Consider the following 8,778-nt stretch of genomic DNA (forward strand, 5'->3'; position numbering starts at 1 on the left):
CCCTCGGTGCGGACTGCGGCGATGACATCGCGCACGACAGAGTCGACCTCTTCGGGCGTTTCGCGGCGTTCTTCGATGAAGGCGGCGAAGGCCGTCTCGAAGTCAGGATCGGTGAAGCGGAAGCGGCGCATGGCGCGGCTTCTTTAGCCGCGCGGAAGGGCGAACGCCATGCTCGCGCGGCTAATCGCCATGCGCCGGCGCCCGCAGCGTCGGCCAGGGCTCGGAGACATCGGCCAGCACGGCGTCGAGGCATTCCACGTCGGCGCGCAGATCACCCCCGCCGGCGCAGCTGATGGTCACCAGGCCGCCCGGCGCTTCGCCCGCGTCGAAGGTGACTGTCAGGACCTCCAGAACCGCGTCGCGGGCGCCGCGGCGGATCTTACGGGCCTGAACCTTCAGGACTCCGCCCAGCTGCAGCGCCGAGCGCACCCGCACCCCGCCCTCGGCCTCCCAGCAATAGCGGTTGAACGACATCGTCAGCAGGCGCGCCTTCGGCTCGTAGGAAATGTCGCCCACCCTGGCGACGGCGTCCTGCATGGCTGCGGAGATGATCGCCAGATCGTCGGCGTCCTGGGCCAGCAGGCGGAGCGGCGGGGTCTTGGCCATGGGCTCAGTCCTCGTCACCCTCGCCGTCGCCCTTGATGCGCCGGATGAGCGCGCCGCAGGCGCCAAGCTTCTCCTCCAGCCGCTCGAAGCCGCGGTCGAGGTGGTAGACGCGGTTGACCATGGTCTCGCCGCGCGCCGCCAGTCCCGCGATCACCAGTCCCACCGAGGCCCGCAGATCCGTGGCCATCACCTGGGCGCCGTTCAGGCTGGCCACGCCGCGCACCCGCGCTTCGCCGCCCTGTACGCTGATGTCGGCGCCGAGCCGGGACATTTCCGGCGCATGCATGAAACGGTTCTCGAAGATCGTCTCCCTGATGACGCTCTCGCCGTCAGCCAGCGTCATCAGCGCCATGAACTGGGCCTGCAGGTCTGTGGCGAAGCCGGGATAGACCCCGGTCTCGATATCCACGGCCTTGAGCAGCGCGCCGTTGCGCCGAACCGTCAGGCCGTCGTTGTGCGGCGTCACCTCGACGCCTGCCTCGACCATCTTGTCGATCAGGGCCTGGATGAAGTCGCTGCGCGTGCGCGTCAGGCGCACCTCGCCGCCCGCCATGGCCGCGGCCACCGCGTAGGTGCCCGTCTCGATCCGGTCCGGCATCACGGCATGTGTCGCGCCGTGCAGCCGGCTGACGCCCTGTATCCGGATCGTCGACGATCCGGCCCCGGACACCTTGCCGCCCATGGCGTTCAGGCAATCCGCCAGATCGATCAACTCGGGCTCGCACGCCGCATTGGTGATCACGGTCTCGCCGTCCGCCAGCACAGCCGCCAGCATGGCGTGCTCGGTGGCGCCGACCGAATTGAAGGGGAAATCGATCCGGGCGCCTTTCAGGCCGCGGGGCGCCTGGGCGTAGACATAGCCCTCGTGCAGGTCGATCCGCGCGCCCAGCGCCTCCAGGGCCTTCAGGTGCAGGTCCACCGGCCGGGCGCCAATGGTGCAGCCGCCCGGCAGCGAGACCTTCGCCTGGCCCGTGCGCGCCAGCAACGGACCAAGGACGTTGAACGAGGCCCGCATCTGGCGCACCAGCTCGTAGGGCGCAAAGCCGCTGGTGATCTCGGGCGTGCGCAGCAAGGTCTCGGGCCCGTCCTCGCCCTCGATCTCCACCACCTCGGTTCCCAGCCGCTGCAGCAGCTTGCCGAGGAAGCGGGTGTCGGCCAGTCGCGGCATATTGGTCAGCCGCAGGGCGTCTTCCGTCAGAAGACTCGCCGCCATCAGCTTGATGGCCGAGTTCTTGGCGCCGCTGATCGGGATTTCGCCCTGCAGCTGCGCGCCGCCGGTAATGGCGATGCGGTCCAATCCCAATCCTTCGAGGCGGCCGCGCTGTTCGAGGAAGTCGTGACGGCGGCGCGACAGCGATATCTAGCGTGCGCCAGGGCGCCGCGCAAAGGCCCGCTCAGCCATCCCCAGTGCTTTTCCCGGCGACCTCGGTCGAGGCCTTTGTTCCGCCCCCGGATTTCCGCCGGCGCAGGTTGGCCCGCAAGGCCTGGGCGAGTTTGGCTTCCCGCTCCGCGGCGGGCGATTTTGCGGGTTTGGCAGGCGGCGGCATGCTCAAGGGGTGCGACCCTCTGTTCGGCGCGTCAAGACGATCGACGACGGATTGGGGCTTCACGCGGCCCCCGGCGTTGGCTATAGCCGCGCCTCGCCATTCGCCGCGATAGCTCAGTGGTAGAGCGCATCCTTGGTAAGGCTGAGGTCCAGGGTTCGAATCCCTGTCGTGGCACCATGGTTCCCTCAACGAAATCAAAGCGTTGAGGGAACCACCAATTCCCCAAAAATCCGTAGAAAACCGGCTGGGCAGCACATGGGCAGCAGTCTGACGGGAAAATTCGTCCCTGCATGACTCCGACCACGCCGGAAAATCGGCGGCTCCTGGCGACTCACCGAAGATTTTCACCCGCCGCCGACCCGGCGACTCGCGCCCTGCGGACCGCCACATAGCGCCAGGGCGTAGACTTGCGCCCTTCGCCGCAAAAAGCCGCGGGCCTAGCGTAGGTCCCGGAGCTGCAGGGCTCCGTCTTGGAGACCGCACATGCAAGACGCCTCCGCGATGCCGGCTCGGTTCCTTCGCACGCCAGAAGCCGGGCGCTTCCTTGGGCTGTCAGGCCGGACGTTGGAGAAGCATCGGACCTATGGGACGGGACCGACCTACCGCAAGATCGGAGGGCTGGTGGTCTATACGGTGGCCGATCTGCAGGCCTGGGCCGATCGAGGCCTCAGGTCGTCGACCTCTCAGGTGTCCAGCCAGCGCGTCCTCCCCGCCCGGCGCGTCCAACCGGGTCCTTCGATGACGCCGCCCCCTTAAACCTCAAGGGACGCCGTCAGGCGGCCAGGTCCGCGCCATCGTAAGGCGACTGCAGCATGCGCGGCCGGCCGCCGGGCGGCACTGTCCGAGGCACGACAATACCTTGAACGTGCGCCAAACTAACGTATTTATAGATTCATCACGTTTCTATAGAAACTATAGGTACGAGAGGAATTCCAGTGCCGACGCTATCCGGCCATACCGACGAAGCGACCGCGGCGCGCGTCAACGACATGGCGCGTCTGGAAGATCGTACGTCATCGCAGATCACGTCAGCAGCGGTGCGGTGGTACGTGCGGCTGTCACCGGCGGCGCGTGACGCATTGCGCCGGCTGGAGGCAGCCGGTGAGGACGCTGTGAAGGCCGGAGCCTGGGCCGCCGGCCGCGCCCTGCTGGATCGTGAATTTGAAGACACTGTCGCGCGGGGCCTAAAGGGCCACACGCCGATCCTCAGCCCCACCGCTAGCGAAGACGAGATAATGGCCGAGGCCGTGCGCCTGACGGCTCGTCGATAACACTCGCATGCTGAGGGTCTGCCTTGACCTCAACGTCTGGTGCGGAGCCCTGCTAGCGCAGGGACTCGGCCGCAAGGACACGGCCGCAGGCTTCCTGGCCCACACCGTCCGCGGCGGCGCCTCCGCTCAAGGCCCTATTGCGCTGGTCATCTCTCTCGGCATGCTCGATCGGCTGCGTACGGTGTTGGCTCGCGACCTCGGGTTTGGTGAAGGCGACGCGGATCGGCTGTGCGAGCTGATCGCCGCCTATGGTCGGGAAGGTCCGTCCCTTACCCTGGGCGGAGTTGGCGTGCTGCCGGTCAGCGACGAAGAAGATCGCCACGTCCTCGAGACAGCCTGGTCTGGGCAAGCCGACGTTCTGGTGACCCATAACCTGACCGACTTCCTGGAGGCCGGCGCTGAAACCTTAGTGGACGAGCAGGTGTACGGACTTCGGCGCGGCGCGGGGCGTCTCCTGCTGTGCCACACCTTTGCCGCCGCAGCCTGGCTTCGCGGCGAGAGTTGGCCCGATCCAGTGAGGAGGTTCCTGGACCGGGAGGTCAATCGTTGAAGAAGCATCGCCCTGGTTGGAGCTTAACACGGCCCTCTCGGCTGGCGGATAGCCGCCTCTTGAGTCTGGCGACAGGTCATGAATAGGCCACCCAGCCGGACGGCGGCGACGCCTTCTAGTGGGCGCCGAAGGTATCGCGATCCCTCAAGGCCCGGCGATTGAGGACCCTGACGACCTCGAGAGCATCGTCCTCGGAGACCCCGGCGATGCTGGCGTTGGCGAATTGCGCGACTTCCCCCGTCCGGCCGTCGATGACGCTGAAGCCGATCGCATCGGCCTGGGCCTGGAAGCGGCCACGAGTCATTTCCCAGTTTCGTTCGATGGCGCGGTAGGCCGCATCGTTCGCCGCCCCTCGCCGCCATTCGAAGAAATCGTGGATGTCAGCGGTGCTGACGCGCTTTTGGCCGAGCCGCGCGAGCCAGGTCGCCGCCTGGACGGTCGTTGTAGACTTCCTGGTCATGCCGAACCCTCACTCCATCTCCACGCGACGCTGAGACCAAGCGGTCGCCCCGAAGAACGGTCTGACTGATTCGCCGGCAGGCGCCCCGAGCCGGCGAGCGCCCGCTACGCCACACCGGGCGGCGCGTTGCATAGGCTTCACAGCTCGGCCTTTGCGATGCAACCGGATGGTGTAGGACTATATGACAATCGCAAGTTGATTTCATCGAGTCGCATGGATGTATCCCGGACTCAGAGTGAGGAGCAGCGGCGCGTTACGCTCTCCCAGGTGCTGAAACGGTTTCGCCGCCGCGGCGGCTTTCGGACCGCGGACATGGCCCGCGCCATGGGGCTGGCGCTGCGGACCTATCAGCGGTTCGAGAAGGGCTCTCTTGGCCTCGACTTCGATAAGATCTTCAGTTTCGCGAAGGTGGTGGAAGCCGACCCCTGGGGCATCATCTTCGCCGCCGAATTCGGCCACGAGGACTTCGCCTTCCAAACCGCCGGCAACCAGGGCGCCTCCCTGCTGCTGACCATGCTGCGCCGCTATGCGCGCCGCAGCGGCAAGGATATCGCCGCCCTCGATCCCCGCAGCCTGGTGGTGATCTTCGGCCGCGGGTTCGAACAGATCAGCAAGCGCGCCGAGCGGCTCAACGCCGACCTCGAGCAATGGATGTTCGACGAGACGTTCGGCGACTTCGAGGAAGAGGACGACTAGCCTTGCCTCGGCGGGCGGCTCCAGCTCTCCGGATCGCCGATCAGTCCCAGCGCGCGAGCCCGGATCACCGCCTGCAGCCGCGTCTTGACGCCCAGGCGCTGGCAGGCGCGAAAAACGTGCCGTTCCACAATGCGATGACTGACACCGAGGATGACGCCGATATCGCGGGAGCTTTTGCCCTCTTGGACCCAGGATAGGCACTCGATTTGGCGCGGCGATAAGCGCAGATCGGTAGCCTCGCAGGCCGTACGCGGGGTATTTACGTTGTCACTCAGGTATTCACGCATGTGATGCCTCACAACTCGAATCGGCCAGAACACTCTTCCCGTCTCAAACACTGAAAAGTCAATCTTCGACTTAGGTTCCCGCGCGACTTGCTGACGACTATTCGAGGCGTTTCTTGCGCCATGATCTGTCACGCATCGCGCCAGAAACTGGCGCAGGCGACCGGCGAGCCGTTTCTTCGGGGGGAATCTGCGCCCTGGGGAGTCTACGCCCCGGCGAGGTTACGTCCTCCTGAAGGGGCGGCGCCGAGGTCAGGTTGCGGGGAAAGGACGCCCCATGCCCCTCGACCCTTCCACCGTTTTGGCCCTAGCCGCGAGCTGCGCGGCCCATGTGGCGCCCGACACCATGCTGGCGGTGTCGCGTGTGGAAAGCGGTCTCGATCCGCTGGTCATCGGGGTGAACGGTGCTCGGCCGCAGCGGATCTCGTCGACCTCGGCGGCAGCGGCCGTGGTCACCGCTGAACGCCTGATCGCCACCGGCCGGAACATCGATCTGGGTCTCGCCCAGATCAACGTGCGCAACCTCGCGCCGCTAGGCTTGAGCGTGGCGGACGCCTTCGACCCCTGCCGCAACCTGGCCGCCTCGGCGCGCCTCCTGCGCGCCGGCTGGACCCGCGCCGCCGCCGGCCCCGTCGACCCGATCGCAGCGATGACGGCGACGCTCTCCCTCTACAACACCGGCACGATCGGCCGCGGTGTCAGCAACGGCTACGTGGCCAAGGTTGTGGCGGCTGCCGGACAAACGGAGCCCCGCCGTCCACCGCCGCCGCCGCCGCCGGCGAGACCGGCCTGGCAGGTTTTCGCGGCCGCGCCGGCGCCCGGCCGCTTTGTGCTCGCCCCCATCCCAGGAGCCGTCCAATGACGTTGTCCCTTCGCGCCCGCCACCGTCTCGGCCTTTGCGTCAGCCTCGGGCTGGCCCTGGCGGTCTGCGCCTCGCCGGCGCTCGCCCAAACCACCGCCACAGCAGGAGGAAATCTCTCTACCTTTCTGCAAAATATCGTGAATCTTCTCAACAGCGGCGTTGTCCGACTGGTGGCCGTGCTGGCGATCATCGCAACCGGCGCCGGCTGGATGTTCGGTCACCTGGACTTCCGCCGGGCCGCCACCGTGGTGCTGGGCATCATCGTGGTGTTCGGAGCCGCGACCATCGTCGACACCATCACCGGCGGAGGCGCAGGTGCCTGACCGCATCCTTATCGAGCGGCTTGAGGAAGAGCCTCTGTTCCTGGCCTGCACGCGCCCGGCCATGATCTGGGGCGTGCCGATGGAGGCCGTCGGCCTCAACGTCATGGTCTCCTGCATCGCCTTCCTGGGCGCCGGCTCCATGCTGTGGCTGCTGGTGGCGCCGGCCCTGCACCTGGTGTTCGCGGCGATCTGCAAGTCCGACCCCAACGCCTTCCGGGTGCTCTATCTCTGGGTCGAGACCAAGGGCCGCGCCCGCAACGGCGGGGTCTGGGGCGGCAGCTCGCCCTCGCCGCTACGTCTGCGCCGTCTCACGGTGAGGACGCTCATCCATGCCTAGCGCCAGGCTCCCCGATAGGGACGCCCTGATGCGGCGTGAGGCCTCCCCGCGGCCGATGCTGCCCTACGCCCGGCACGTCACCGACGAGATCCTGGCGCTCGACAGCGGCGCCCTGATGCTCTGCTTCCGGCTGGACGGCGCGAGCTTCGAAACCGCCGACATCCGCGACCTCAACGACTGGCACGGCAAGCTCAACGGCGCCTGGCGCAACCTCGCTTCCGACCGGCTGGCGGTATGGCACCATCTTGTACGCCGGCCCGAGCAGGTCTGGCCGCAGGGGCGTTTCCGTTCGGTTTTCGCCGGCGACCTCGACGCCGCCTACCGCGCCCGGATCGACGCCGGCCGCCTCTACGTGAACGACCTCTTCCTGACGCTCGTGCTGCGCCGGCGGCAGGCCGCCGCCGAGCGCGCCCAGGCCTGGATCCAGCGGTTCAACGCCACGCCGCCCCCGACCGAAGACGCCGACGTGCGCCTGCTGGAGGAAGCCGGTCGCGACCTGCAGCAGCACCTCGCGCGCTACGGGGTCAGCCGCCTGCGTCTCTACGAACGCGCCGGCCTGGCTTTTTCGGAACCGCTGGAGATGCTGCGCCTGCTGATTGTCGGCCGCCCCGAGCCGGCACCCCTGACCGCGGGCCATCTTAGCGAGGCGCTCTACGCCTCTCGGCTGATCTTCGGGCGTGAAGCCCTGGAGATTCGTAGCCCCGACGCCACCCGTTTCGCCGGCGTCCTGGGGGTCAAGGAATATCCCGCCGCCACCCGGCCCGGCCTCTGGGATGGCCTGCTGTCCGCGCCCTTCCCCTTCGTGGCGGCCCAGTCCTTCGCCTTCCTGTCCAAGGTTTCGGCTGAGGCCATCATGAGCCGCAAGCAGAACCAGCTGCTGTCGGCCCGGGATCGAGCCGCCTCCCAGGTGGAGGGCCTGGACGCCGCCCTCGACGACCTGGTCTCGAACCGCTTCGTCATGGGCGAGCACCAGGCGAGCGTCACCGTCTATGGCGACACGCCTGCACGTCTGGCCGAAAACCTGTCGCGGGCGCGCGCGGCCCTGGCCGAATCCGGCCTCGTCGTCGCCCGCGAGGATCTTGGCCTGGAGGCAGCGTTCTGGGCCCAGTTCCCCGGCAACTTCCGCTTCCGCCTGCGGCCAGCGGCGATCACTAGCCGCAACTTCGCGAGCCTCGCACCTTTCCACACCCACCCGGCGGGACGCGCGCAGGGCAACCACTGGGGCCCTGCGGTGGCGCTGCTGCGCACCTCGGCGGGCTCGCCCTTCTACTTCAACTTCCACGTCGGCGACCTGGGCCACACCTTCATCTGCGGGCCCTCCGGCTCCGGCAAGACGGTCGTGCAGAACTTCATGTTAGCCGAGCTCGAGAAGCTGGATGTCCAGCAGGTGGTGTTCGACAAGGACCGCGGCGCCGAGATCTTCGTGCGCGCCTGCGGCGGCGCTTACCTGACCCTGAGGCCCGGCGAGCCCACCGGATTCGCGCCGTTCAAGGCGCTGGCGTTCACCCCGGCCAACCGCGCCTTCCTGGGCGCCCTCGTGCGCCGGCTTGTCGCGCCGCCGGAGCGTGCGCTCACTCCGCCGGAGGAACGGGCCATCGACGAAGCGCTCGCCGCGCTTGGCCCCATGCCTGCGGCTCAGCGCTCGGTGGGCGCCTTGCGCTCCCTGCTGGGCCAGCGCGACGCGGGCGGGATCGGCGCGCGCCTCGATCGCTGGCGGCGCGGCGAAGCCCTGGGGTGGGCGCTGGACGGCGAGACCGATGCGCTGGCGCTGGAGCCGCGCTTCCTGGGCTTCGACATGACCCACATCCTGGACACGCCCGACGTCCGCACGCCGGTGATGAT

12 protein-coding genes, 1 tRNA gene and 1 pseudogene are annotated in these 8,778 nt (G+C 67.9%); 9 read left to right on the forward strand and 5 right to left on the reverse strand.

What is annotated here, in order from left to right:
• The 3 genes and pseudogenes from E8A12_RS10400 to murA form a co-directional block, all read right to left on the reverse strand.
• A pseudogene (locus E8A12_RS10400) lies at positions 1-131 on the reverse strand (histidinol dehydrogenase); the annotation flags it as partial.
• Between the two features lie 49 nt (positions 132-180).
• Positions 181-606: a DUF2948 family protein gene (locus E8A12_RS10405; RefSeq protein ID WP_293368354.1), complete on the reverse strand. Its 426-nt coding sequence runs from the start codon at positions 604-606 to the stop codon at positions 181-183.
• Between the two features lie 4 nt (positions 607-610).
• A complete protein-coding gene (gene murA / locus E8A12_RS10410) occupies positions 611-1,903 on the reverse strand; it encodes a UDP-N-acetylglucosamine 1-carboxyvinyltransferase (protein ID WP_293368356.1) in 1,293 nt (430 codons plus the stop codon).
• Between the two features lie 352 nt (positions 1,904-2,255).
• Between murA and E8A12_RS10415 the strand changes: the two genes are divergently transcribed.
• The 4 genes from E8A12_RS10415 (at position 2,256) to E8A12_RS10430 (ending at position 3,974) form a co-directional block, all read left to right on the forward strand.
• A tRNA-Thr gene (locus E8A12_RS10415) sits at positions 2,256-2,330 on the forward strand.
• Positions 2,331-2,636: 306 nt separating this feature from the next.
• On the forward strand, positions 2,637-2,909 hold the full coding sequence (locus E8A12_RS10420; protein ID WP_293368358.1) for a DNA-binding protein: 273 nt from the start codon (positions 2,637-2,639) through the stop codon (positions 2,907-2,909).
• 179 nt (positions 2,910-3,088) lie between these two features.
• Complete coding sequence (locus tag E8A12_RS10425) at positions 3,089-3,424, forward strand: hypothetical protein (protein ID WP_293368360.1); 336 nt, start codon at positions 3,089-3,091, stop codon at positions 3,422-3,424.
• 7 nt (positions 3,425-3,431) lie between these two features.
• Entirely contained in the window at positions 3,432-3,974 is a 543-nt protein-coding gene (locus E8A12_RS10430) for a PIN domain-containing protein (RefSeq protein ID WP_293368362.1), read from the forward strand.
• 115 nt (positions 3,975-4,089) lie between these two features.
• Here E8A12_RS10430 and E8A12_RS10435 read toward each other — a convergent pair whose 3' ends face one another.
• Positions 4,090-4,434 carry a DUF4880 domain-containing protein gene (locus E8A12_RS10435; RefSeq protein WP_293368364.1) on the reverse strand — a complete coding sequence of 115 codons (345 nt, stop codon included), beginning with the start codon at positions 4,432-4,434 and terminating at the stop codon, positions 4,090-4,092.
• A gap of 312 nt (positions 4,435-4,746) precedes the next feature.
• Between E8A12_RS10435 and E8A12_RS10440 the strand changes: the two genes are divergently transcribed.
• Positions 4,747-5,130, forward strand: a complete 384-nt coding sequence (locus tag E8A12_RS10440; protein WP_293368366.1) for a hypothetical protein — start codon at positions 4,747-4,749, stop codon at positions 5,128-5,130.
• Here E8A12_RS10440 and E8A12_RS10445 read toward each other — a convergent pair.
• Positions 5,127-5,417 (reverse strand): helix-turn-helix transcriptional regulator, encoded by a 291-nt coding sequence (locus E8A12_RS10445; RefSeq protein ID WP_293368368.1) that lies wholly within the window; start codon positions 5,415-5,417, stop codon positions 5,127-5,129. The two genes, E8A12_RS10440 and E8A12_RS10445, sit on opposite strands and share 4 nt — an antisense overlap.
• Before the next feature lie 274 nt (positions 5,418-5,691).
• On the opposite strand from E8A12_RS10445, the gene E8A12_RS10450 reads away from it, so the two are divergent.
• The 4 genes from E8A12_RS10450 to E8A12_RS10465 all read left to right on the forward strand — a co-directional run.
• The gene (locus E8A12_RS10450; protein WP_293368370.1) at positions 5,692-6,276 is read left to right on the forward strand and encodes a lytic transglycosylase domain-containing protein; all 585 of its coding nucleotides are present in this window, start codon (positions 5,692-5,694) and stop codon (positions 6,274-6,276) included.
• Positions 6,273-6,599, forward strand: coding sequence for a TrbC/VirB2 family protein (locus E8A12_RS10455; protein ID WP_293368372.1), 327 nt, complete (start codon positions 6,273-6,275; stop codon positions 6,597-6,599). Before E8A12_RS10450 ends, E8A12_RS10455 begins: the two co-directional genes overlap by 4 nt.
• Positions 6,592-6,936, forward strand: a complete 345-nt coding sequence (locus E8A12_RS10460) for a type IV secretion system protein VirB3 (RefSeq protein ID WP_293368374.1) — start codon at positions 6,592-6,594, stop codon at positions 6,934-6,936. The genes E8A12_RS10455 and E8A12_RS10460 overlap by 8 nt, the downstream gene beginning before the upstream one ends.
• A gap of 28 nt (positions 6,937-6,964) precedes the next feature.
• Positions 6,965-8,778 (forward strand): transporter (locus tag E8A12_RS10465; RefSeq protein ID WP_293368376.1); only part of this gene is annotated, 1,814 nt, incomplete at its 3' end.

It is taken from the genome of Phenylobacterium sp. (genome assembly GCF_004799395.1).
Lineage (GTDB): Bacteria > Pseudomonadota > Alphaproteobacteria > Caulobacterales > Caulobacteraceae > Phenylobacterium.